Raw genomic sequence first — 24,071 nt, 5'->3', positions numbered from 1 at the left:
TTCGGCACTGCCTCGCCCTGCGGCCCGGACGAGGCCGCCTCGGGGAAAGACTGCGTGAAAGGGCCATCTCAGGGGCCGGCGCACAGCCGAGAACTACGGCGGCGCCGAACAACGGACCTAGCGACGGACGCGGGGCATGCCCAGGCCGATCCAGGAGATGATCTCCCGCTGGATCTCGTTGTTGCCGCCGCCGAAGGTGAAGATGACGGCCGAGCGGTAGCCGCGCTCCAGTTCGCCGTGGAGGACGGCGCCCGCCGAGCCTTCCTTGAGGGCGCCCGCCGAGCCGACGACCTCCATGAGGGCGGCGTAGGCGTCGCGGCGGGCCTCGGAGCCGTAGACCTTGACGGCGGAGGCGTCCTGGGGGGTGAGGGTGCCGTTGTGCACGGCGTTCACCATCTGCCAGTTGAGGAGCTTCATCGCGTCGAGCCGGGCGTGGGTGCGCGCCAGAGTGCGGCGGACCCACGGGAGGTCGATGACGCGGCGGCCGTCGGAGAGCGGGGTGTCGGCGGCCCAGCGCCGCACGTCGTGGAGGGCGCGGATCGCCATCGTGCCGTGGGCGGCGAGGGTGACGCGCTCGTGGTTGAGCTGGTTGGTGATGAGCCGCCAGCCCCTGTTCTCCTCGCCGACGCGGCGGGAGACCGGGACGCGGACGTCGTCGTAGTAGCTCGCGGTGGTGTCGTGCGAGGCGAGCGTGTTGATGATCGTGCAGGAGTAGCCGGGGTCGCTCGTCGGCACGAGGAGCATCGTGATGCCCTTGTGCGGCGGGGCGTCGGGGTCGGTGCGGACGGCGAGCCAGACCCAGTCGGCGGTGTCACCGTTGGTCGTCCAGATCTTCTGGCCGTTGACGACGTACGTGTCCCCCTCCCGCACCGCGCGGGTCTTCAGGGCGGCGAGGTCGGTGCCCGCGTCGGGCTCGCTGTAGCCGATGGCGAAGTCGATCTCGCCGGAGAGGATCCGGGGCAGGAAGTACCCCTTCTGCTCGTCCGTGCCGTACCGCATGATCGTCGGGCCGACGGTGTTCAGCGCCATCAGCGGGAGCGGCACGCCGGCCTGCGCGGCCTCGTCGAAGAAGATGAACTGCTCCATGGGGGTCAGCCCGCGGCCGCCGTACTCGGTGGGCCAGCCCACCCCGAGCCGGCCGTCGGCACCGAGGCGCCGCACGGTCTCGCGGTAGAAGCGCTTCTGGGAGGCCGGGTCCGCGTAGCGGGTGTGGACGTCCTCCGGGACCAGGTCGGCGAAGTACGCCCGCAGCTCGGCGCGCAGGCTGTTCTGTGCGGGCGTGTACTCGAGGTGCATGGCGTCCTCCCGTGACGGCGTCCGGCGGCGGCGCCCCGCGGGCGATCCGGGGCGGTGCGGCGCGCGGCCACGGTAGAACGTGTTCCACAAATGCGGAAGCCCCGGGGCTGCCGGGAACGCCCGAGACCCCGGTTCGGAGCGACCGAGCCGGGGCCTGTGGGAGGGGAAGGACGGAACCGGCCCGAAGGCCGGCCAGGTCTTACGGCAGGAGCTCGTCCATGGAGGCGCGCCCCTTCTCCGCCATGCGGCGTTCCGCCCAGGCGAGGCTCTTCGGATTCACGTCACGGCCCGATGCGAGGACCAGGTCCTCCGCCGTGAAATCGCCCTCAGAACCGGCGTGCAGCAGCCGGTCGGGCGTCGGGAAGTCCCCCGGGGACGTCTTGTCGGGCTCAGCGTTCATGCCGCCTCCTACGTGTTCGTCCGGCACTCGCCATTCTCGTGTCCGGCCCCTGCGAGCGCATCCGGGGGCTGATGGGGGCCAAGCGCCCCAGGGCGGTCACCGCGCGCCGACGGGCTGTCGGCGGCGTGACGACCGGGCCCGCGAAGGTGGAGTGCCCCCGAAGCCGCCGACCACGAGGAGCCGGCCTCTGCCCCTGCACCGCCTGCGGGTGACAGCCGTCCGGCCGATGACCCCGCGCATGCGGCGCGTCACGCTCGGCGCGCCGACTCTCGGCGGCTTCGTCCTCGCGGGCCCCGATCAGCAGGTCAAGCCGTTCTTCCCCGGGCCGGGCCGGGCGGAGCCCGTACTGCCGCGTAGGGGACGCATCGCAAGGCGCCGGAGTGACCTGACAGCGGAGCTGTTCGGGCGTTTCGGCAGCGCGGCGAGGCGCCGTGTCAGACGTCGCGAACCCGGCCATGGTCCGCCGGACAGGCCTTATCAGGGGCCTTCCAGGTCCCGGACCAGGGCGGCGGCCGCCCTGAGGGAGAGAGCCGCGCCCTCCGCGTACCGGCGGGTGTACGTCTCCGGGGGCAGGGCCGCGCGGAGCGTCTCCTCGGCGCGGGCCCGGATGGTCTCCTCCGTCTGCGCGGTGAAGGGGCGGAAGCCGGCGCCCGTGCCCGAGCCGGCGTGGGCGTCGTACGCGCCGAGCAGCCGGGCCCCCGCCTCCGCGTCGCCCGGTGCGCCGCGCCCGCCCCGGGCCCAGGCCGCGGTACCGAACTGGGCGACGACGAGGTGCGGGGCGACCAGGTGGGCGAGGGTCTCGATGTCCACGACGGCCCGCGCGAGGCGCGACAGCGCCCGGTCGTGGTCGCCGTCGAGGCAGTCGAGCCACGCCCACGTCCCGCCGACGAGTCCCCAGAAGAGCGCCGGGGTGCCGTCCCCGAACTCCTCCTCCAGGCGGGAGAGCTGCGCGCGGGCGAGGCCGGTGCGCCCGGTGTGACCGTAGTGCTGGGCGAGCAGCAGCCGGCCGGTGCCGGCGGACTCCGCGCCCCACTGGCCGGCCTCGTCGGCGGCTTCGACCAGGAGTCGTTCGGCCGCCGCGTCCCCCTCCGGGTGGAGCCGGAGGCGTACGGCCGCGAGGCGGGCGGTGAAGGAGGGCAGCTGGGAGCGGGCGCCGACGCGGGCCGCGGCCTCGGTCGCCCGCTCGAAGTCGGCGGCGGCCTCGGCGAGCCGGCCCTCGCGCTCGTACGCCTCGCCCCGGGCGGCGAGTGCCTCCGCGATCCCCCAGGAGTCCCCGGCGGCTTCGAAGAGGGCGAGCGCCTCGGCGGCGTCCGCGCCGTGGCCGACGAGCTTGGCCCGCATGAGGAGGGCGAAGCCCAGGTCCCAGCCGGTGCCGTGGGTGCGGGAGGCGTCGACGATCAGGGACAGGGTCTCGTCGAGCCCGGTGAGTTCTCCGGTCATGAGCCGGGCGAAGTACCACATCGTGCCCGGCTGGCGGCAGGTCTGGGGAAGGCCGGGGCGGTACGCGGCGACCAGGGCGGCGAGCCGGGCGCGGGTCTCGGGCCGTTCGAGGGCGGTGGCGCCCTCGCCGCCCTCGGTGGCGAGGGCGTACAGCCGGCCGCCGCGCCGGGCCTCCCACAGCCGCTCGCCCGCCCACGGCGGCGGCACGTCCAGGCACCGTCCGTCGAGTGGTTCGGCGGGGCGGACGGGCTCCTGGAAGGGGTCGGGGCCGATGCGCCCGGCCTCGGCGGCCCAGGTACGGGCGTCGACCTGGTGGTTGCGGAGCTGCCAGAACCAGCTGAGCGCGTGAACGAGGCAGAGCACCTCCTGCTCGTCGCCGCGTTCGACGCCGGTCCGGAGGGCGGCGCGCAGGTTGTCGTGCTCCCGCTCGAGGCGGGCGATGGCGGTGATCTGGTCCGGACCGCGCAGCTCCGGGTCGGTCCGGCGGGCGAGCTCCCGGTAGTGGGTGAGGTGCCGCCGCTCGACCGCCGCCCGCTCCCCGGCTTCGTCCAGCCGCTCCCTCGCGTACTCGGCGACGGTCTCCAGGAGCCGGTAGCGCATCCCGCCGCCGTCCGGAGCGGCCACCACCAGCGACTTGTCGACAAGGGCGCCGAGCGTGTCGAGGACGTCGGCGCTCCGGGGTCCGCCCTCGCAGACCGCCTCCGCCGCCGTGAGGTCGCACCCGCCCGTGAACACCGCGAGCCGTCGCAGTACCGCCCGTTCGGCCTCGTCGAGGAGGTCCCACGACCAGTCCACCACCGCCCGCAGGGTCTGCTGACGCGGCAGGACCGTCCGGGCGCCCGAGGTCAGCAACCGGAAGCGGTCGTCGAGCCGGTCCGCGATCTGTCGTGCCGACAGGATCCGCAGCCGCGCCGCCGCCAGTTCGATCGCCAGCGGCAGCCCGTCGAGCCGGCGGCAGATCTCCTCCGCGGCCTCCGGGTCCTCCGCCACCCCGAACCCCGGGCGTGCGGCGGCGCCCCGCTCCCCGAGGAGTCGCAGCGCCATGTCCACGGGCAGCGGGCCCAGCGGCCGCACCTCCTCCCCCGGCACTCCCAGGGCCTCCCGGCTCGTCGCGAGGACGGTCACGCCCGGGCAGCGGGTGAGCAGCGCCTGCGCGAGCTCCGCCGCCTCGGCGACGACGTGTTCGCAGTTGTCGAGGACAAGGAGCATCCGGCGCCCGGCACAGTGTTCGACGAGGGGCGCGAAGCGGTCCTTCGGGCCGGCCGCGGCGACGGCCGAGGTGTGCCAGAGGTGGGTCTCGCGGGCCCCGAGCGCGGTGAGGACGGCGGCGGCGACCGTGGACTCCTCGCGTACGGAGGCGAGTTCGGCGAGGTGGACCGGCCCGTCGTACGTCTCCGCGGCCTCCAGGGCGAGCCTTGTCTTGCCCACCCCGCCCGCACCGGTGAGGGTGACGAGCCGCCGCCCGTCCCAGGCGGCGGCGAGCGAGCCCAGTTCGTCGGTCCGGCCGATGAACGAGGTCAGCCGGGCGGGCAGGGCGCCCGCCGTCCCGGTCCGCGCGGCCGGCGGGGGCGGTACGGGCCCGTCCGCCGTGAGGAGTTCGGCGTGCAGGGAGCGCAGCTCCGGCCCCGGATCGGTGCCGAGCCGGTCCGCGAGGGCCGCGCGTACCTCCTCGTACGCCGCGAGGGCCTCGGCGGGCCGGCCGGCCGCGCGCAGGGCCCGGATCCGCAGGGCCTGGAGGGGTTCGTCGAGCGGCTGCCCGGCGGCGAGGGCGGCGAGGGGCGCGAGCGCGGCGTCCGCCCGTCCGAGCGCCAGGTCGGCGGCGAGGCGGTCGCGCCGCGCCTGGGCGTGCCGCTGTTCGACCCGTACGACCAGGGGGTCGGTGTCCCGGCCTGGCAGGTCCGCGAGGGCGGGCCCGCGCCAGAGTCCCAGGGCCTCGTCGAGGAGGCCGGCCGTCCGCTCGGCGTGACCCGCGGCGAGGGCGGCGGCGCCTTCGGCGGCGAGCCGTTCGAAACGGTGCAGGTCGACGGCGTCCGGGGCGGCGGCCAGCCGGTAGCCGCCGCCGGGGGCCGAGACGACGGCCTCGCGGCCCAGGGCCCGGCGCAGGCGCCCGACGAGGGCCTGGAGCGCCGCCGTACGGTCCTGGTCGCCGGCCGGGTCGCCGTCGGCCCAGACCTGGTCGACGAGTGCGCCGGGGTCCACCGCCCGCCCTCCGGCGGCGGCGAGCGCGGTGAGCAGGGCCCGGAGCCGGGCACCGCTCAGGACTGCCTCGGTCCCGTCGTCGGTGCGGAAGGCCTGGCACGGGCCGAGAACACGGTAGGGCGGCTGCACCGGCCCATTCTGCCCCGGCACGCAGGCCGCGGACCGCCACCCCTGTCGCCCACCGTCGCCCCAGGAGACCCTCCGGGCCCCGCGAGCCCCTCCGGCCACTCCGGGACGGCGAACTCGCGCCACGCCGTGTCGGCGCCATGGCGTCCAGGGGGCGCGGGTTCGACAATGGGGAGGATGACCGATGACGACCGGCGTACGCGCAGTGGCGAGATCGGGCCCGCCGAGTGGCTCGCCATGAACCGGACCGGCAGCTTCGACTGGGATCTCGACACGGGCACCATCGATGTCGACGAGTCCGGGCTGCTGGTCTTCGGCGTGGCTCCGGGCGACTACGACGGGCGTCCGGTCTCGCTCGTGAGGCGTCTGGCCCCCGAGGAGCGGGACAAGCTGGAGGGCGTCGTACGGCGGGCGGTCACCAGCGGCGCGGTCTCGTACACGGCGCACTTCCCCATCCCCCAGGCCGACGGATCACCCCACTGGACGCACGTGCAGGCGCGGATCCTGCGGTCACCGGACGGCCGGGCCCGGCGGATCGTCGGCGTCGTGCGGGACACGACGGCCGAGGTCGCGCACTTCGCCTTCGTCCAGGAGCTGGAGAAGCGGCGCGAGGTGCAGACGAACATCGTCGAGCGGACGACCAACGCGCTGTCGCGCGCGGTGACCGTGGACGACGTGACGGCCGCCCTGACCGGTCCGGGCGGCCTGGCGCGGCTCGGCGCGGACGGTCTCGCGCTCGGTCTCGTCGAGAACGGCTCGCTGAACATCATCGCGCTCAGCGGTGAATCCCTCGACGTCCTCAACGACTTCCGCAGCCGCCGGCTCGACCGGAAACTGCCGCTGGCCGAAACGGTACTGAGCGGCAGGCCCAGGTTCGTGTCCTCGTTCCCTTCGCTGGGGCGCGACTTCCCCGAGCTCGCCCCCTACCTGGCGCGGCTCGAGTTCCGGGCCGCCTGCTACCTGCCGTTGGTGGCGCAGGCCCGTTCGCTCGGCGGCATGGCCCTGTTCTACCGGGGCCGCACCTCGTTCAACGCCGACGAGCGCAACCTCGCGCTGGGGCTCGCGGCGATCGTCGCACAGTCGCTCCAGCGGGCGATCCTCTTCGACGAGGAGCGGGAGCTGGCGACGGGGCTCCAGGCGACGATGCTGCCGCGCCGGATCCCGCAGTTCACGGGCGGTGAGATCGCCGTCCGCTACCACGCGGCGTGGAGCGGGCGGCAGGTCGGCGGTGACTGGTACGACGTGATCCCGCTGCCCCGGGGCCGGGTCGGGATCGTCGTCGGCGACGTGCAGGGGCACGACACGCACGCCGCCGCCATCATGGGGCAGCTGCGGATCGCCCTGCGTGCGTACGCCGGCGAGGGGCACGCTCCGTCGACCGTCCTGGCCCGGGCCTCCCGGTTCCTCGCCGAGCTGGACACCAACCGTTTCGCGACCTGTACGTACGCGCAGGTGGACCTGGCGAGCGGTACTCTGCGCGCCGTACGGGCGGGGCATCTCGGTCCGCTGATCAGGCACACCGACGGCCGGGTCGGCCAGCCCAAGCTGCGCGGCGGGCTGCCGTTGGGTCTGGCGACCGTGTTCGGGGACGAGGAGTTCCCGGAGACGCGGCTGGACCTCGTGCCCGGCGAGACGCTGGTGCTCTGCACGGACGGGCTCGTCGAACAGCCGGGTTCGGACATCGAGACCGGTCTCGCCGCGCTCTCGGGCGCGATCAGCAGTGGCCCGCCGCAGGCGGAGGCCCTCGCCGACCACCTCTCCGAGCGCCTCTGGGAACGGTGGGGCTCGGGGGACGACGTGGCGCTGCTCGTGCTGCGGCGCAGCCCGGACCCGGGCACGCCCCGGGCGCCGCGCATCCACCAGTACATCCACCAGGCCGACCCGCAGGGCCTCTCGGACGCGCGCGCGGCCGTCGGGCAGGCCCTCCGCGACTGGGGCATGGCGGAACTCGCCGACGACGCGGAGCTGTTGACGGGCGAGCTGCTCGTGAACGTGCTGCTGCACACCGAGGGCGGAGCGGTGCTGACCCTGGAGGTGCTGCCCGAGCCGGTGCGGCGGGTACGGCTCTCGGTGCAGGACCGGTCGAGCGCCTGGCCCCGGCGGCGTACCCCCGGTGAAGCAGCCACCTCGGGACGGGGGTTGCTCCTCCTCGACGCGGTGGCCTCCCGCTGGGGGGTCGAACCGCGCGGCGAGGGCAAGGCCGTGTGGTGCGAGATCGGACCCGCGACGGTGGCGGTCGAATCCGCCCCGGGGAGAGGCTGAGGAGGCGGCCGTGGATCCCGTCGCCGCCCTCAACCGCATCGCGTTCCTGCTGGAACGCGCCCAGGCGCCCGGCTACCGGGCGCGCGCCTTCCGTACGGCCGCCACGGCCGTCGCCGCCCTGCCGGAGGGGGAGACGGCCCGGCGCGCGGCCGACGGCACCCTGGAGGCCCTGAAGGGTGTCGGCCCCAAGACGGCGGCGGTGGTCCGCGAGGCGCTGGAGGGCCGGGTGCCGGAGTACCTGGCGCACCTGGAGGAGGAGCTGGAGGCCTCCCTCGGCCCGTCGGAGTCGGACGGCGGGGGTGGCGAGGCGCTGCGGGCGGCGCTGCGCGGCGACTGCCATCTGCACTCGGACTGGTCCGACGGCGGCGCGTCCATCGAGGCCATGGGGCGGACGGCGGCGGCGCTCGGCCACGAGTGGGCGGTCCTCACCGACCACTCGCCCCGGCTGACGGTGGCGCGGGGCCTGTCCCCCGAGCGCCTGCGGGAGCAGCTGGACGTGGTGGCGCGGCTCAACGAGGAGTGGGCGCCGTTCCGGCTGCTGACCGGGATCGAGTGCGACATCCTGGACGACGGTTCCCTCGACCAGGAACCGGAGCTGCTCGAGCGCCTCGACGTGGTGGTCGGTTCGGTCCACTCCAAGCTCCGGATGGACGCCCGCTCGATGACCCGCCGTCTCGAACGGGCCGTCCGCAACCCGCTGATGGACGTGCTCGGGCACTGCACCGGACGGCTGGTGGCCGGCGGACGGCTGCGGCCGGAGTCCGAGTTCGACGCGGAGCGCGTATTCGCCGCCTGCGCCGAGTCGGGGACGGCGGTCGAGATCAACAGCCGCCCGGAGCGCCTCGATCCACCGCGCCGGCTGCTGCGGACGGCGGTCGCGGCGGGCGCGTACTTCGCCGTCGACACGGACGCCCACGCGCCCGGTCAGCTGGAGTGGCAGATCCTGGGATGCGCACGGGCCGAGGAGTGCGGGGTCCCGCCGGACCGGGTGATCAACACCTGGCCGGCGGAGCGTCTCCTCGCGTGGACCCAGGCTGAGCCAGGGGCGGGTCAGGCCTGAGCCGGCGTGGAAGCCGGCCTGTGCCGGCACCGGTCAGGCGCGCTGCCAGACCGTGGTCGCGTTGCAGAACTCGCGGATGCCGTGGCCCGACAGCTCGCGGCCGTACCCCGAGCGCTTGATCCCGCCGAAGGGGAGCGCCGGGTGCGAGGCCGTCATGCCGTTGACGAAGACGCCCCCCGCCTCCAGGTCGCGGACGAAGAACGCGACGTCCTCCGCGGAGCGCGTCCAGACGTTCGAACTGAGGCCGAACGGGGAGTCGTTGGCCACGGCCACGGCCTCCTCCACGTCGCTGACGGGGTAGACCGTGGCGACCGGGCCGAAGGCCTCCTCGTGGTGGATCCGCATCTCCGGAGTGATGCCGGTGAGGACGGTGGGCCGGTAGTACCAGCCGTTCCGGAGCGCGGTCTCCTCGGGACGGTGTCCGCCGCAGAGCACGACGGCGCCCCGCTCCACGGCGTCGTCGACGAGCGCCTCCAGGTCGGCCCGGCCCTGCTCGGTGGCGAGGGGGCCGACGTCGGTGGACTCGTCGAGGGGGTCGCCGACGGTCAGGGCGTTCATCGCGGCGGTGAAGCGCTCCGAGAAGTCGTCGTACACGTCCTGGTGGACGATGAACCGCTTGGCGGCGATGCAGGACTGCCCGTTGTTCTGTACGCGCGCGGTGACGGCGGTCTTCACGGCTCCGACGATGTCGGCGGAAGGCATGACGATGTACGGGTCGCTGCCGCCGAGCTCCAGGACGGTCTTCTTCACCTCGCCGCCCGCGACGGCGGCGACGGCCCGCCCCGCCGGTTCGCTGCCGGTGAGGGTGGCGGCCACCACCCGGGGGTCCCGGAGGACGCCCTCGACATCGCGGGAGCCGATGAGGAGGGTCTGGAAGCAGCCGTCGGGATATCCGGCGCGGCGGAAGAGATCGCCCAGGTAGAGCGCGGTCCTCGGTACGTTGGAGGCGTGCTTGAGGAGGCCCGTGTTGCCCGCCATGAGCGCGGGCGCGGCGAAGCGGATCACCTGCCAGAGCGGGAAGTTCCACGGCATGACGGCGAGGATCGGGCCGAGGGGCCGGTAGTGGACCCGGGCCACGTCCGCGCCCGAGTCCTGGACGTCGCTCTCGGCCGGATGCTCGTCGGCGAGCAGTCCCTCGGCGTTCTTGGCGTACCAGCGCATGGCCTTGGCGCACTTGGCGGCCTCCGCGCGGGCGGCGACGATCGGCTTGCCCATCTCGATGGTCATGGTGCGGGCGATGTCCTCGGTGTCCTCGTCGAGGAGGGTCGCGGCGGCGCGCAGGAGCCTGGAACGTTCGGCGAAGGAGGTGGTCCGGTACTGGCGGTACGCCTCGTGCGCGGCGGCGATGCGCCGCTCGACCTCCTCGGGCCCGTGGGCCTCGTAGGTGCGCAGCGTCTCACCGGTCGCGGGGTTCACGGTGGCGATGCCCATGCCGTACCTCCTCCTGCCATAGGCCCCCTCCGTAACCTTCCGCTCCTCGGGCGTCGGCGCAACAGGGGCGGGGCGGTGGGGTGACCGCACCCGTCCCTGCCGGCCCGGCAGGGACGGCGACTCAGGCGGTGAGCCAGGCCAGGGCGCCGGAGAGGTGGGCACGGAACTCCGGGTCGCGGTACGTCTCCGAGGCGTGCCCGAGCGCGGTGAAGAAGACGCGCCCCCGGTCGACCTCCCGGCACCAGACGAGCGGGTGGTCGTCGCCGTGCGTGCCGCCGCGGTAGGTGGACTCGTCGGCGCGGGCGAGGACCCGGGCGCCGGCGGCCCGGGGGTCGGTGGTGAAGTTGTACCACTCGTCGGTGCGGGACCAGCGGCCCGGGAGCGGGGCGGTCGCCGGGTGGTCGTGGGCGTCCACGAGGACGACGCCCGGCTGGATCTCGGGGTGGCCGTCGAACCGGGTGCCGAGCAGCTCGCCGTAGAAGGGCCAGTCCGGTTCGGCGTTGGCGGCCGCGTGGACGGCGAGGAGGGAGCCGCCGCCCCGGAGGTACGCCTCGAAGGCGGTGCGCCCGTCGGGCGTCAGGACGTTCCCGGTGGTGGAGAGGAGGACGACGGCGGCGCACCGGTCGAGCCGCTCGGGGGTGAACACGTCAGGGTCCTCGGTGACCTCGGCCACCCGTCCCAGCTCACGCGCGAGCTCGGCGAGGGCGGTGGCACCGGCGGGAATGGAGTCGTGGCGGTATCCCGCGGTACGGGTGTGGATCAGGACGTCGGCGGTGGGCACGCGGGGGCTCCAGGGGCGAGGGGCAGGACGGGTGAAAGCGCTTTCCCCGTCGCCCCGACCGTAGTCACCGGAAACCCAGGGCCGCAACCCCCGCCGCTCCGGCACACTGCCCCGATGACACCCCTCCACGAGCACGCCCGGCGGGCCCTCGCTCATGTCGCCGAGCGCTCCACGGGTGAGCCGCTCGACCCCGCCCTGCGGGTCACCCTCAACTTCCACCCGCACTTCCTCCACCGGCTCGTGGACGAGGGGGTCTACCGCTCCCAGTTCGTCACCGGCACCGGCAACGGCGGCCTCACCGCCCGCCCCGGCGGCGACCGTCGGCGCTCGGAGAGCCGGATATTCGGCCGGGCCTACGACGAGGCGCCGACGGAGTCGCGCCCGGTGTACGGCGCCCTCGACTTCCGCCGCCGGATCGTGCAGGAGGCGGCTCGCTCGGGGCGGTACGACCCGCAGGACGTGAAGAAGGTCTGGCACTACCTGGCCCGCTCGGCGCCCCGCTCACCTGATCCGTTGTCGTATCGGATACATCTCTGTATCTTTTGGCGCGCCAGCCCCACCCAGCCACACACCGCGCACCCCCCTCACCGAGGAGCCGCCCATGAGCACCGTGCCGCCCGCGATAGCCGCCGCCGTCGGGCCCCTGCCCGAGGGGGCGATCGTCCCGCTGCCGCCCTCGTTCGAGTCCGTCGAGGAGGAGCGCGCCTACCGCAAGGAACAACTCGCCGCCGGGTTCCGGATCTTCGGGAGGTTCGGCTTCTCGGAAGGCGTCGCCGGGCACATCACCGTCCGCGATCCCGGCGACCCGAACGCCTTCTGGGTCAACCCGTTCGGCATGAGCTTCACCCAGATCAAGGCCTCGGACCTGATCCTGGTGGACCACGAGGGGAACGTCCTCGAAGGGCGCCGGCCGGTGAACCGGGCCGCGTTCGTCATCCACTCCCGGGTCCACGCCGCCCGCCCCGACGCGGTCGCCGCCGCGCATTCGCACTCCTTGCACGGCAAGGCCTTCTCCAGCCTCGGGATCCCGCTCGACCCGATCACCCAGGACGCCTGTGCGTTCTTCGAGGACCACGGGATCTACGACGACTACCGGGGGGTGGTGAACGAGGCCGAGGAGGGCGAGCGGGTCGCGAAGGCCCTCGGCGACCACAAGGCGGTCATCCTCAAGAACCACGGGCTCCTCACGGTCGGTCACTCCGTCGCCGAGGCCGTGTGGTGGTTCGTCACCATGGAGCGCTCCTGCCAGGCGCAGCTCCTCGCGATGGCGGCGGGAACCCCGCAGCTCATCGACCGCGAGACGGCCCTCCTCACCCGGGGCCAGATCGGCGGGCACCTGGCCGGCTGGTTCCAGGCGCGCCCGCTGTGGGATCAGATCACCGCGTCCGACCCCGACCTCTTCGACTGACCCGCGGGGCCGCCGCCCGGGATCTCGCGGGTCATCGCCTCCAGGAGCGGGGCGAGGAACTGCCGTTCCAGGGTGCCGGGCGGCAGCTCGGCGGGCTCCACGTAGCTCTGCGCCAGACCCCCCTCGCGCAGGGCGATGAGGAGGCGGGCGAACCGGTCGGCCTCCACGGTCAGTTCCCGTCCGGCCCGGCGCAGCACCAGGGTGAGACCGCGGGCGATCTCGGCCCGCAGCCGCTCGTCGTGGCGCGCGAGCACCCAGGCGGCCTGCGGGTCGCGGATGGCGTGCAGGGTGAACTCGGTGGTGACGAGGTACCACTCCCGCTCGTCGGGCTCGACGTGGGCGGCCAGCTCCGCGAGCCGGGTGAGGCTGTACTCGTCGGGGGTCAGCGCGTCGATGGACTCGGCGAGGCGTCGTACCGTCCGCTCGCTGTGCTCGTCGAAGAGGGCGAGGAAGAGCTCTTCCTTGCTCGCGAAGTTCGAGTAGTACGCGCCCCGCGTGTAGCCGGCGCGCTCACAGATCTGCTCGATGGTCGTCGCGTGGAAGCCGTGCTCGGCGAAGGTCTCCAGGGCTGCCTTCAGGAGCGCCGCGCGGGTGCGGGGGCGCCGCCTGGTGACACCTTTCGGCACGGGTGTTTCCTCCTCGCTCGGGCCGCTCGCGCGGCGGACGCCCACCTTACCGGCGTCTCCTTCCCGGGCGGCGATCAGCAGCGGCGGATAAAATTCATGCATGGCAGAGCGGCCCGTCGTGCCCACGGCGCCCGATCTGGTCCTCGAGATCGACGGGGACGCGACGCTCATGAACCCGCGCCGCGTCTATCGCATCGGGCGCGACCCCACCAGCGACATCGTGCTCGCGGACGCCCGGGCGTCCTGGCACCACGCGGTGCTCAGCGCCGCCGACGGCCACTGGACCCTGGCGGATGTGGGCAGTACGAACGGCACATTCGCGGACGGTATGCGGCTGGCCGGGCCGCGGGAGGTCGGTCCCGGGACGGTCGTACGGTTCGGGCATCCGGCCGACGGGCCGCGCGCGGTGCTCTCGACCGGCGCCCCGGCCCGGCCCGCGCCACCCGGCGTCGTACCGGATCCGGAGGCCGTACGGGAGTCGCCGGCCGAGCCCCCTTCGCCGGAGGCCGTACGGGAGCCCCCACCCGCGCCGGAGGTCGTACGGGAGCCCCCACCCGCGCCCCCACCCGCGCCGGAGGCCGTACGGAGACCCCCGCCCTCGCCCGAGGTCCTCCGGGAGCCGGCTCCCGGCGCCCCTCCGGCTCCTCTTCCGGAACCCGAACCCGCCCCCTCCCCCGACCCCGTAGTGCGGCAGCCCGCAGTCCTCCGGCCGCCCTCCGTCTCGTACCCCGCCGCGACCGGGACCTTCCGGCAGCCGACGTCCGTGCGGCCGCTGCCGACCCGCAGCATCCGGATCGGCCGCGCCCCCGACAACGACGTCGTCGTGGCCGACCTGGTCGTCTCCCGGCGGCACGCCGAGCTCATCGCCCACCCCGACGGCACCTACTGGATCCACGACCTCGGCAGCCACAACGGCACCTTCCTCAACGGCGCCCCCGTCGTGGACGCCCGGGTGACGGCCGAGGACATCGTCGGCATCGGCCGGTCCGCGTTCTGTCTGATCGGCGGCCAGCTCGTCGAGTTCACCGACACCGGCGAGGTCTCCCTCGACGTCCGGTCGCTCGCGGTGACCGTCGACCACGGGCGCCGCACGCTCCTCGACGAGGTGTCGTTCCCGGTGGGCCAGAAGTGCCTGCTCGCGGTCGTCGGCCCGTCCGGCGCCGGGAAGTCGACGCTCCTGGGCGCGCTCACCGGCCAGCGCCCGGCCGACCGGGGCACGGTGCTCTACGACGGCCGTGACCTCTACAAGGACTACGCCGAGCTGCGCCAGCGCATCGGGCTCGTCCCGCAGGACGACATCCTGCACCTCCAGCTCACGGTCCGCCGGGCCCTCGGGTACGCGGCCGAACTCCGCTTCCCCGAGGACACGGCGCCGGCCGAGCGGCGGGCCCGGGTCGACGAGGTCATCCGGGAGCTCGGGCTCGTGGAGCGCGCCGACCAGCCCGTCCACAGTCTCTCCGGCGGTCAGCGCAAACGGGTGAGCGTCGCCCTCGAACTGCTCACCAAGCCGTCCCTGCTCTTCCTGGACGAGCCGACCTCCGGGCTCGACCCGGGCATGGACCGCTCCGTGATGCACATGCTGCGCGGCCTCGCGGACGACGGTCGCACGGTCGTGGTGGTCACGCACAGCGTGCTCAGCCTCGACGTGTGCGACCGGCTCCTCGTGCTCGCACCGGGCGGCCGGGTCGCGTACTACGGGCCGCCCGCCGACGCACTCGGCTTCTTCGGCTTCGAGCAGTGGCCGGAGGCCTTCGAGGCCTTCGAGAACGACCGGGAGCGCGACTGGGCCGGTCAGTACCGGTCCTCCCGCTTCCACCGCCGGTACATCGCGGACGCGACGGCCCGCCCCGACGTCCCCGTGCCCGCCGCCGACCGGACCGCCCCGGAACCGGCGCCGCCGCCGAAGGCGCAGAGCTGGGGCTCCCAGCTGCGGACGCTCGTCCGCCGGTACGCGGCGGCGCTGTCCGCCGACCGGACCTTCATCGCCATCATGGTGGCGCTGCCGTTCGTGATGGGCGCGATGGCCAGGGCCCTGTCCGAGGGCAGCCTCAACCCCGAGTCCACGCTGAACGTGCTGCTCATCCTCTGCGTGGGCGGTGTCCTCACGGGCGCGGCGAACGCCGTGCGCGAGCTGGTCAAGGAGCGCACGATCTACCGGCGCGAGAGAGCCGTCGGCCTGTCCCGCTCCGCCTACCTCGCCTCCAAGGTGGTGGTCCTCGGTCTGATCACGGTCGTGCAGGCGGTGGTCCTCACCCTGGTGGCCCTGATCGGCGTGCCGCTGAACGTGCCCGGCGGCAAGGGCGTCCTGCTGCCGCCGCTCGTGGAGATCTCCCTCGCGGTCGCGCTCCTCGCCTTCACGGCGATGATGCTCGGGCTGCTGGTCTCGGCCCTGGTCCGCAAGGAGGAGGTGACGATGCCGCTGCTCGTCCTCCTCGCGATCGTGCAGGTCGTGTTCTGCGGGGCGCTGCTGAAGGTGCGGGGCACGCCCGTCCTGGAGCAGCTGGCCTGGCTCGTGCCCTCGCGGTGGGCGTTCGCGGCGATGGGCGCGACGATCGACATCGGGAGGACCGCGCCGAGCGAGAAGACGGCTGATCCGCTGATGCGGCACACGGTGGAGGCGTGGCTGTTCGACATGGGCGTGATGGTGCTGCTGTGTGTGGTCCTCGGTCTGGCCGTGGCCCGGCTGCTGCGCCGCCACGAGCCGGTCGTCATGCGGAGATAGCCGGATGAGGAGCATCCCTGCGCCGGAGGTGAGGCCGTGAGCGTCCCCGTACCCGAATACGTGCCGGACTTCCGGCCCACCCATGTGGTGCCGCGCTCCGGGCTCTCCGCCTGGGAGGCGCCCGATCCGGGACTGCCCACGACCCCCCTCGACGCGTTCCTGCCGGTACGGCTCGTGGAACGGGCCGGTGACTGGGGGCGGGTGCTGTGCTCCAACGGCTGGACCGCGTGGGTCGACGCACGCCTCCTCGTCGGCGTGCCCGAGGACCCTCCGGCGGCGGGCCGGCCCCTCACCAGGACCGCCGATCCCCGGCCGCTCATCGCCCGCGCCGAGGACGCTCTCGGCCGCTACCGGCGGGCGGCGGAGGAACTGGGCGCGGGCCGGATCGACGGTGAGGCCTTCCGGGTGCGGACCCGCGGCCTGCGGGTCGGCATGGTCGTCGACGGCGAGTCGGTGTGGCTGTACGACGCGGAACACGAGCGCTGGGTGTACTGCGACGGCATCGGGCTCAGTACGTACGCGGCCTCGTCGGCGCCGTCGGCCGCCGACCCCGCTCCGGGGCCCGGGGAGCGGCCGGCCTCTCCCGGGCACGAGCCGACGCAGGTCGTGCCGCAGGTGGACCCCTCGGCGGCGGCCGGGCCGCCCCCGACCCAGGTCGTGGGGCGGACGGGGCCGGCGGGTGAGGGCCGATGACCGCGGATCCGGAGATCCCGGCGGGCCGGCCCTCGGGGCTGCTCGGCAAGGAGATCGCGGGCTACCGCGTGGAGGGCGAGATCGGGCGCGGCGGGATGGCCGTCGTGTACCGGGCGCGGGACCTGCGCCTCGACCGGACGGTGGCGCTGAAGCTGCTCGCCCCGGAGCTGGCGCGCAACGACACCTTCCGCAAGCGCTTCGCGCACGAGTCGCGGGTGGCCGCCTCGATCGACCACCCGCACATCGTGCCGGTCTTCGAGGCGGGCGAGACGGAGGGCGTGCTGTACATCGCGATGCGGTACGTGGTGGGCCAGGACCTGGTGGCGCTGCTCGACCGCGAGGGGCCGCTGCCGCCGGTGAAGGCGGGCCGGATCGCGGTGCAGGTCGCCTCGGCCCTGGACGCGGCGCACGCGCACGACCTGGTGCACCGGGACGTGAAGCCGGGCAACATCCTGATCGCCGAGGGCACGGACGGCGACCATCCGGAGCACGTCTACCTGACGGACTTCGGGCTGACGAAGAAGTCGCTGTCCCTCACGGGTTTCACGACGGTGGGCGAGTTCGTCGGGACGCTGGACTACGTGGCGCCCGAGCAGATCTCCGGGAAGCCGGTGGACGGCCGGTGCGACGTCTACAGCCTGGCGTGCGTGGTCTTCGAGACCCTGGTGGGGGTGCCGCCGTTCCGCCGGGACACCGACTGGGCCGTGCTGTGGGCGCAGCAGTACGATCCGCCGCCGCCGCTCTCCGAGGTGCGGCCGGGGCTGCCTGCGGCGGCGGACGAGGTGTTCGCCAGGGCGCTGGCGAAGACACCCGAGGAGCGGTACGGGACGTGCCTGGAGTTCGTCGCGGAGCTGCGCGCCGTCCTGTCCGACGCGGGCGGCGGCGCTCCGGTGGTGTCCCGGAGCCCCCGCCGGCTCGACGCGCCGCCGGCCCCGCCCGCGTGGGCGCGTCCCGTCTTCCGGGAGCTGGACTAGGGCGTTCCCTGCTGCTCGACCTCGCCCTTGCGGTGGACGCGGGAGGCCAGGAGGCCGCCGAGGAAGCCGAGCACCAGGCCCCAGAGGAGCGCGAAGCCGACCGTCTTCCAGACGTGCGGCCGGAGCAGCACCTCGCCGCCGAGGGAGGCGAGGTCGCCGATGCCCAGGACCGAGAGGCCGAAGCGGGCCTCGACCAGGGTGACCGGTGCGGCGACCAGCATGGTGAGGGCGAAGGCGATGCCCAGGTGGAGCGCGTGCTGCCAGTGCGAGACGCGGGCCGGGGAGCGGACGGCCGCCACGAAGGCGGCGGCGAGGACGAGAACGGCGGCGACGGGCAGCAGCCACCACGCGCGTGCGTCCTGGGCGGCGAGCGAGGACAGGTCGACGGTCGAGAGGTCCGGTCGTTCGCCCGTGCGCCGCAGGACGGCGTCGAGGATCTGCGGCATGGGAAGGCCGAAGGGGCCTTCCGCCCTGCCCTCCCAGGAACCGCCGATGCCCACGCCGAGCGCGAGCCAGGTGACGTTGGGGAGGCCCAGGAGGAGGACGGCGAGGGTCTCGGCGGCGTGGCCCTTGGTCGCCGCGACGACGATCCCGATGACCAGGCCGACGGCGACGTACGCGAGGAGCAGCAGGAGCATCGCGAAGGCGGCGGGGCGGACGGGTTCCTGGTAGCGGACGAGCCGGGGCGGCAGAGGGGTCCGGCGGGAGACGAGCAGGGCGACGGCGACCACGCCGAGGATCCACAGGAGCCCGTAGAAGAGCGTGGGTCCGACGTCGGTGCGGAAGCCGACGGTCGGGTTCGTGGCGTCGAGGAGGTCGCCGAAGAGTTCCATGAGGGGGTCGTCGCCGTCGCCGCCGCCGAGGGTCAGGGGGAAGTCGTGACGGGCGAGGGCCGAGAGACCCGCGAGGGCGGCCAGCCAGAGCACGACGACGCTCGCCGCGCGGAGCAGGAGTTCGCGCGCGCTGGTCACGGCGTGGTGGCGCAGGGGACGCAGGAAGCAGAAACCGGTGACCAGTGCGCCCACCAGGGTGACGGTGAGCGGCATGGCGGTCAGTTGGGCCTGGGTGCCCGCGAGGTCGCCCGCGTCGCCGGAGAGTTCGACCTTGCCGCCCGTGGCCATCACGACGACCGCCGCCAGGACGGCGCTGAAGCCGCCGGGCAGGTCGGCGGCGCCGGCGGCCCATAGGCCGAGCCCGGCGACGACGGCCATCGCGAGGTACCCGGCCACCACGGCGGCCAGGGCCTGGAGGAGGACACGGGCGTGGTGGCCCGTGGGGGTGGCGGTTGACCGCGCGGAGGTGGGGAGCCGACTGCTCGTCACGCTGCCCACGCTAGTACCGGGAGCGGGGGGCCGCTCGTGGGCGAGGGCCGGTGGTCCGCCGGCAGGGTGGAGGGCTTCCGCTTGCGGGCGGGCACCGTTCGGCGCACACAATGGGCGCGGAACGGAAGAAAGGGAAAAACGTGACTTCCCACCCGCCGTCCGGCCCTCCGTCGGTTCCCCCCGCAGGTCCCCCCTCGGGCCCCCTCTCGGGTCCGAGCACACGCCCGGGAAGCGCCGGTCCCCCACCACCGCCCGGACCGCCCCACGACCCCTCGTGGGGCGGTGGCTCGTCCGGCGGCGGTGGCGGTGGAGGCAGCTCCGGCGGCGGATCCGGCGGCGACGGCTCGGGCGGCGACGGCTCCGGCGGCGACCGCGGTTCCCGTCCGGGCGGCGGCAGGGGCGGCGGAGGCCCCTGGTGGCGATCCGTCCCGAAGGTCGCCTCGGTCACCGCCGTCCTCGTGGCCGCCGCGGCCCTCGCGGTCGTCCTCACCAACCGCCCCGACGACAAGGGCGACACGACGAGATCGGGTGGCGGCGAGGTCTTCCTGCAGAACGCGGCCGCGACCGGCCCGGACCCGTTCACCCCGTCGACGGCACGCGCCGACGTCGGTTCCGTCCCGCCGGCCTCGCTGCCGCCCCGTACCGCCTCGGCCCTGCCCAAGACGTCGGGGGCGACGCCAGGTCTCTACGGCGGGACCAAGTCGGTGGCCAGTTGCGACGTCGAGCAGCAGGTCCGCTTCCTCTCCGGCGAGCCCGCGAAGAACGCGGCCTTCGCCTCCGTCATCGGCATCCCACCGGCCGACGTGCCGGCGTATCTCCGCTCCCTGACCCCGCTTCAGCTCCGGGTCGACACCCGGGTGACGAACCACGGCTTCCGCGACGGCGCGGCCACCACCTACCAGGCCGTGCTCCAGGCCGGCACCGCCGTCATGGTCGACAACCGAGGCGTGCCCCGGGTGCGCTGCGCCTGCGGCAATCCGCTGACCGGTCCGGTCGCGCAGAAGGCGCCGCGCACGATCGGCACCCCGTGGCAGGGGTACAGCTCGCAGCAGCTCGTCGTGGTGGCGCCCTCGGTCACGGTCGTGAACGTCTTCGTCGTGTACGACCCCCAGGACGACGGCTGGTTCGCGCGGAAGCACGGCGACACCGGCGAGCACGACAGGCCGACCCCGCCGCCACCCCCGCCGCCCACGGCCTCCCCGTCGGCGTCCCCCTCGACCTCCCTGTCCAGTCCGTCGCCGTCGGTCTCCCCGCTGTCGCCGGTGCCCTGCGTGCCGGTGACGGGCACGGAGACCCCGACGCCGAGCAACGGGATCACACCGTCCCCGTGCCCCTCGACGCTCACCCCCTCCGCGCCGACGTCCTCGCCGGAGCCGCCGTCCGACTCACCCGGCCCCTCGGACTCGTCGCCGTCGACGGAGTCGTCGAGCCCCGCTTCGGAACCCCCCTCGGACGGTTCGGCCTCGAGCCCGCCGTCCGGCCCGGCGCCCGGCCCCGGGTCCGTCCTCGTCAGCTGAGCCCGGTCGTCGGCACGGGACGGTCAGGCCGGTTCGCTGACGCGGGCGGCGCGAGGGGCGGGCGAGGCCGCCCCGCTGATCGGCCCCGTGCGCGCGGCCCTGGCGCGCAGGCCCCGGAGCCAGGCCCCGATCGGCAGGGGGCGGCTCGTCCGCTCCTCCGCGCGCCGCTGCCACATCCGCTCGTCGCGGTCGGTGAAGTGTCCGGACATCGGTCGTCTCCTTTCCCTGAGGAACGCGGCCTCCAGGCCACTGAAAAGGAGTCTGTAACCTTATTGGCCCGGACATCAGAGCCAATGAGGAGTGATTGGCATGGCAGTGGCACGTGTGGTCCACACCGCGGACCGGACCCTGACGGGCCGCCAGCTCGCGTCGCTTCTCACCCCTCCCCCGGACGGCGGCCGGTTCGGCTACCGGGAGCTCGCGCGGGCCGTACGGGAGGCGCTGCTCGACGGCCGGGTGGCGCTGCGCCTGCGGCTGCCGGCCGAACGCGAACTCGCGGCGGTGCTCATGGTGAGCCGGACCACCGTCACCGGGGCGTACGACCTGCTGCGGGAGAGCGGTTACGCGCACAGCAGGCGCGGCGCCGGTACGTGGACCGCCCTGCCGGACGGCCAGACGCCCACCGTTCTCGGCGCCTTCCAGGACGACGCCGGGGCGACCATCGACCTCGCGCTCGCCGCGCCGCACGCCCCGGAGGCCGAACTGTCCGCCGCGCTGGCCGCGGCCGCCGCCGAGCTGCCCCGCTACGCCGGCTCGCAGGGCTACCACCCGTACGGGCTCCCGGCGCTGCGCACCGCGATCGCCGAGCGCTACACGGCCCGGGGCCTGCCGACCCTCCCGGACCAGATCCTCGTCACCACGGGTGCGCAGCAGGCCGTCTCGCTGGTCCTCACGCTGCTCGGCCGGGCCGGCGACCGGGTGCTGGCCGAGAACCCCTCGTACACCAACGCCCTCGACGCGATGCGGGGGCGCATGCTCCGCGTGACGCCCGTCCCGGTGACGGAGACCGGCTGGGACACCGGACTCGTCGACGCCGCGTTGCGGCAGACCGCGCCACGTCTGGCCTATCTGATCCCGGACTTCCACAACCCGACCGGGCGGCTCATGCCGGCGGAGCAACGCCGGGAGATCGCGCGTTCCGCGCGCGCCACCGGGACGTGGCTGGTGGTCGACGAGACGCTGACGGACATGGCCCTGGACGTCCCGGCACCCCCGCCGTTCGCGGCTTCGGCCGGAGGGGGCGACGGTGAGCAGATCGTCTCCGTCGGCTCGCTGAGCAAGAGCTGCTGGGGCGGGCTGCGGGTCGGCTGGGTGCGGGCCGCGTCCCGCGTCGTGGCCGAGCTGGCCCGGGTCCGGATCACCGCCGACCTGTCCGGTTCGGTGCTGGACCAGCTGGTGGCCGTCGCTCTGATGGACCGCCTCGACGTGATCCTGCCGCGCCGCCTCGACGAGCTGCGGCTGCGCCGGTCCGCGCTGACCGACGCCCTCGCCCGCCATGTGCCGGAGTGGCGGTGGGCGGAGCCGCCGGGCGGGATGTGCCTCTGGATCGACCTGGGCCGGCCCGTCGCGTCCTCCCTCGCGGCCCGCGCCCTGCGGCACGGCGTACGGGTGGAGGGCGGCGCCCGCTTCGGGGTGGACCCGGGCACGCACGAGCACCGGCTGCGGATCCCGTTCACGCTGCCCGTGGACGTGTACGAGCCGGCGGCGGAGCGGCTCGCGGCGGCCCTGGACGGCGCCCCGGGGCACTTCGCGGACCCCGCCCTGCCGGACTGGGTTGCCTGAGGGCCCGGCGGGTCTCCTCACTCGGGTGCCCGCCGACTTATTCGGATGCCTGCCGCCGGAGGTCCGTGTACGGTCCACCGAGTGGAACCACTGACCGACAAACAGATCCGCTCGTCCTTCGTGAACTGCACCAAGGGCGAGGCGGCCCGGCTCAAACTGCCCCTCGACTTCGCGGAACTCCCCTGGGAGGACCTGGACTTCCTCGGCTGGGTCGACCCCGGCGCGCCCCTGCGCGCACACCTGGTCGTGCCGCGCGAGAACGGCCCGCTCGGCGTGACCCTGCGGGTCCCGGCCACCGGCCGGACCAGCGCCGTGAAGTCCAGCATGTGCCAGGTCTGCCTGACCGCGCACGCGTCCTCGGGCGTCACGCTCCTGGTGGCACCGCTGGCCGGCAGCCGCGGCCGCGAGGGCAACACGGTCGGCATCTACCTCTGCGCCGACCTCGCCTGCTCCCTCTACGTCCGGGGGAAGCGCCAGCCGAAGCTGCGCCACCGGCGCCACGAGGAGTCCCTCGACCTCGACGAGCAGATCGCCCGCCTGACGGGCAATCTGGACGCCTTCCTCGACCGGGTGACGGCGGGCTGAGCGACCTCGACGCCTCCGCCCGGGTCTCCGCTCACCGGCACCGCTCGCCGGCTCCGCTCGTCGCGGCTCCGCTCAGCGGAAGGCCTGCTCGCCGGTGAGCGCCTTGCCGATGACCAGGGAGTGGACCTCGCTCGTGCCCTCGTAGGTGAGCACGGACTCCAGGTTGTTGGCGTGGCGCAGCACCGGGTACTCCAGGGTGATGCCGTTGGCGCCCAGGATCGTGCGGCACTCGCGGGCGATCGCGATCGCCTCGCGGACGTTGTTCAGCTTGCCGACGCTGACCTGCTCGGGGGTGAGGGTGCCCGCGTCCTTGAGCCGGCCGAGGTGGAGGGCGAGGAGCATGCCCTTCCCGAGCTCGACGGACATGTCGGCGAGCTTCTGCTGCGTCAGCTGGTAGGAGGCGAGGGAACGGGCGAAGACGACCCGGTCCCTGGCGTAGGAGATCGCGGTCTCCAGGCAGTCGCGTGCGGCGCCGAGCGCGCCGAAGACGATGCCGAAGCGCGCCTCGTTCAGGCAGCCGAGCGGGCCCGAGAGGCCGCGGGCCTCCGGCAGCATCGCGTCGGCGGGGAGCCGGACGTCCTCGAAGACCAGTTCACTGGTGACGCTCGCCCGCAGCGAGAGCTTCATCTTGATCTCGGGGGCGCTGAAACCCGGCGTACCGGCCGGGACGAGGAAGCCGCGGACGCCGTCCTCGGTCCGCGCCCAGACGACGGCGACGTCGGCCACCGAACCGTTGGTGATCCACATCTTGGTGCCGTTCAGGACCCAGTCGGAACCGTCCCGCTTGGCGTTGGTCCGCATGGCCCCGGGGTCCGACCCGGCGTCCGGCTCGGTGAGCCCGAAGCAGCCGATGTACTCTCCGGCCGCCATCTTCGGCAGCCAGCGCTGCTTCTGCTCCTCGGAGCCGTACTTCCAGATCGCGTACATCGCGAGCGAGCCCTGCACGGAGACGAGGGAGCGCAGCCCGGAGTCGACGGCCTCCAGCTCCAGACAGGCGAGCCCGTACGCCACGGAGTTGGTGCCCGCACAGCCGTAGCCGTCCAGGTGCATGCCGAGCACGCCGATGCCGCCGAGCGTGCGGGCCAGCTCACGGGCCGGGATCTCGCCCTTCTCGAACCAGCCGGCGACGTGCGGTCGCAGCTCACGGTCGGCGGCGGCCCGCACGGTGTTCCGGATCTCCCGCTCCTCGTCGGTGAGGAGTCCGTCGACGGCGAGCAGGTCGAAGGGATGGACGGGGGTGGACGGCGACTTCACGGACGGCCTCCTGGCGACTGTGGCAACTCGGCGAGCCGAAGCGTAGCGCCCGATCGGATATTGGATCCAGTATTGAAAATCCGACATCCGATCCGTACGGTCCGGTTGGATCCAATCTCCAATCGACTGGATCCAACCTCCAGAATCTGGATCCAACGTCCAATCTCCAATCTCCAATCTCCGGTATCTCCAG

Annotated in this window: 18 protein-coding genes and 2 pseudogenes; 11 read left to right on the top strand and 9 right to left on the bottom strand. The window is 74.1% G+C overall.

Features of this window, described 5'->3' with window-relative positions:
- Positions 1–117 precede the first annotated feature (117 nt).
- On the bottom strand, positions 118–1,296 hold the full coding sequence (locus ACZ51I_RS13005; RefSeq protein WP_468874744.1) for an acyl-CoA dehydrogenase family protein: 1,179 nt from the start codon (positions 1,294–1,296) through the stop codon (positions 118–120).
- A gap of 199 nt (positions 1,297–1,495) precedes the next feature.
- Positions 1,496–1,696, bottom strand: coding sequence for a hypothetical protein (locus ACZ51I_RS13000; protein ID WP_384405905.1), 201 nt, complete (start codon positions 1,694–1,696; stop codon positions 1,496–1,498).
- Here ACZ51I_RS13000 and ACZ51I_RS12995 point away from each other — a divergent pair.
- Positions 1,695–2,039: pseudogene (locus tag ACZ51I_RS12995) on the top strand (siderophore-interacting protein); the annotation flags it as partial. The gene ACZ51I_RS13000 and the pseudogene ACZ51I_RS12995 overlap by 2 nt on opposite strands.
- Before the next feature lie 134 nt (positions 2,040–2,173).
- Here the strand turns inward: ACZ51I_RS12995 and ACZ51I_RS12990 are convergent.
- On the bottom strand, positions 2,174–5,464 hold the full coding sequence (locus ACZ51I_RS12990; protein ID WP_468874740.1) for an ATP-binding protein: 3,291 nt from the start codon (positions 5,462–5,464) through the stop codon (positions 2,174–2,176).
- A 174-nt stretch (positions 5,465–5,638) separates the two neighbouring features.
- Here ACZ51I_RS12990 and ACZ51I_RS12985 point away from each other — a divergent pair, with 174 nt between their 5' ends.
- Entirely contained in the window at positions 5,639–7,723 is a 2,085-nt protein-coding gene (locus ACZ51I_RS12985; protein WP_468874737.1) for a SpoIIE family protein phosphatase, read from the top strand.
- A gap of 10 nt (positions 7,724–7,733) precedes the next feature.
- Entirely contained in the window at positions 7,734–8,783 is a 1,050-nt protein-coding gene (locus ACZ51I_RS12980) for a PHP domain-containing protein (protein ID WP_468874735.1), read from the top strand.
- Between the two features lie 33 nt (positions 8,784–8,816).
- On the opposite strand, the gene ACZ51I_RS12975 is transcribed toward ACZ51I_RS12980, so the two are convergent.
- Positions 8,817–10,214 carry an NADP-dependent succinic semialdehyde dehydrogenase gene (locus ACZ51I_RS12975; RefSeq protein ID WP_468874732.1) on the bottom strand — a complete coding sequence of 466 codons (1,398 nt, stop codon included), beginning with the start codon at positions 10,212–10,214 and terminating at the stop codon, positions 8,817–8,819.
- Between the two features lie 121 nt (positions 10,215–10,335).
- Positions 10,336–10,995: a ThuA domain-containing protein gene (locus ACZ51I_RS12970; RefSeq protein ID WP_468874730.1), complete on the bottom strand. Its 660-nt coding sequence runs from the start codon at positions 10,993–10,995 to the stop codon at positions 10,336–10,338.
- A gap of 114 nt (positions 10,996–11,109) precedes the next feature.
- Here ACZ51I_RS12970 and ACZ51I_RS12965 point away from each other — a divergent pair.
- Positions 11,110–11,436, top strand: a pseudogene (locus tag ACZ51I_RS12965) (DUF3626 domain-containing protein); the annotation flags it as partial.
- Positions 11,437–11,596: 160 nt separating this feature from the next.
- Complete coding sequence (locus ACZ51I_RS12960; RefSeq protein WP_468874728.1) at positions 11,597–12,403, top strand: class II aldolase/adducin family protein; 807 nt, start codon at positions 11,597–11,599, stop codon at positions 12,401–12,403.
- On the opposite strand, the gene ACZ51I_RS12955 is transcribed toward ACZ51I_RS12960, so the two are convergent.
- The gene (locus tag ACZ51I_RS12955; protein ID WP_468874725.1) at positions 12,367–13,029 is read right to left on the bottom strand and encodes a TetR/AcrR family transcriptional regulator; all 663 of its coding nucleotides are present in this window, start codon (positions 13,027–13,029) and stop codon (positions 12,367–12,369) included. The two genes, ACZ51I_RS12960 and ACZ51I_RS12955, sit on opposite strands and share 37 nt — an antisense overlap.
- 100 nt (positions 13,030–13,129) lie before the next feature.
- On the opposite strand from ACZ51I_RS12955, the gene ACZ51I_RS12950 reads away from it, so the two are divergent.
- The 3 genes from ACZ51I_RS12950 to ACZ51I_RS12940 are packed head-to-tail and all read left to right on the top strand — an operon-like array spanning position 13,130 to position 17,418.
- Positions 13,130–15,751: an FHA domain-containing protein gene (locus tag ACZ51I_RS12950; RefSeq protein WP_468874723.1), complete on the top strand. Its 2,622-nt coding sequence runs from the start codon at positions 13,130–13,132 to the stop codon at positions 15,749–15,751.
- A gap of 36 nt (positions 15,752–15,787) precedes the next feature.
- Entirely contained in the window at positions 15,788–16,444 is a 657-nt protein-coding gene (locus tag ACZ51I_RS12945) for a hypothetical protein (protein ID WP_468874720.1), read from the top strand.
- On the top strand, positions 16,441–17,418 hold the full coding sequence (locus tag ACZ51I_RS12940) for a serine/threonine-protein kinase (protein WP_468874718.1): 978 nt from the start codon (positions 16,441–16,443) through the stop codon (positions 17,416–17,418). The genes ACZ51I_RS12945 and ACZ51I_RS12940 overlap by 4 nt, the downstream gene beginning before the upstream one ends.
- Here the strand turns inward: ACZ51I_RS12940 and ACZ51I_RS12935 are convergent.
- Entirely contained in the window at positions 17,415–18,740 is a 1,326-nt protein-coding gene (locus ACZ51I_RS12935) for a streptophobe family protein (RefSeq protein ID WP_468874716.1), read from the bottom strand. The two genes, ACZ51I_RS12940 and ACZ51I_RS12935, sit on opposite strands and share 4 nt — an antisense overlap.
- Positions 18,741–18,880: 140 nt before the next feature.
- Here ACZ51I_RS12935 and ACZ51I_RS12930 point away from each other — a divergent pair, with 140 nt between their 5' ends.
- Positions 18,881–20,257: a DUF6777 domain-containing protein gene (locus ACZ51I_RS12930; RefSeq protein WP_468874713.1), complete on the top strand. Its 1,377-nt coding sequence runs from the start codon at positions 18,881–18,883 to the stop codon at positions 20,255–20,257.
- A 23-nt stretch (positions 20,258–20,280) separates the two neighbouring features.
- Here the strand turns inward: ACZ51I_RS12930 and ACZ51I_RS12925 are convergent, their stop codons facing one another.
- The gene (locus tag ACZ51I_RS12925; protein ID WP_468874711.1) at positions 20,281–20,466 is read right to left on the bottom strand and encodes a hypothetical protein; all 186 of its coding nucleotides are present in this window, start codon (positions 20,464–20,466) and stop codon (positions 20,281–20,283) included.
- A 100-nt stretch (positions 20,467–20,566) separates the two neighbouring features.
- Between ACZ51I_RS12925 and yczR the strand changes: the two genes are divergently transcribed.
- Positions 20,567–22,039, top strand: coding sequence for a MocR-like transcription factor YczR (gene yczR, locus ACZ51I_RS12920; RefSeq protein ID WP_468874709.1), 1,473 nt, complete (start codon positions 20,567–20,569; stop codon positions 22,037–22,039).
- A gap of 81 nt (positions 22,040–22,120) precedes the next feature.
- A complete protein-coding gene (locus tag ACZ51I_RS12915; RefSeq protein WP_468874707.1) occupies positions 22,121–22,624 on the top strand; it encodes an FBP domain-containing protein in 504 nt (167 codons plus the stop codon).
- 72 nt (positions 22,625–22,696) lie between these two features.
- Here ACZ51I_RS12915 and ACZ51I_RS12910 read toward each other — a convergent pair whose 3' ends face one another.
- The gene (locus ACZ51I_RS12910; protein WP_468874704.1) at positions 22,697–23,878 is read right to left on the bottom strand and encodes an acyl-CoA dehydrogenase family protein; all 1,182 of its coding nucleotides are present in this window, start codon (positions 23,876–23,878) and stop codon (positions 22,697–22,699) included.
- Between the last annotated feature and the right edge of the window lie 193 nt (positions 23,879–24,071).

This window comes from Streptomyces sp. NPDC034084 (genome assembly GCF_055575535.1).
The sequence above is the reverse complement of the archived record's forward strand: the minus strand, read 5'-3'. Positions and strand labels throughout refer to the sequence as shown.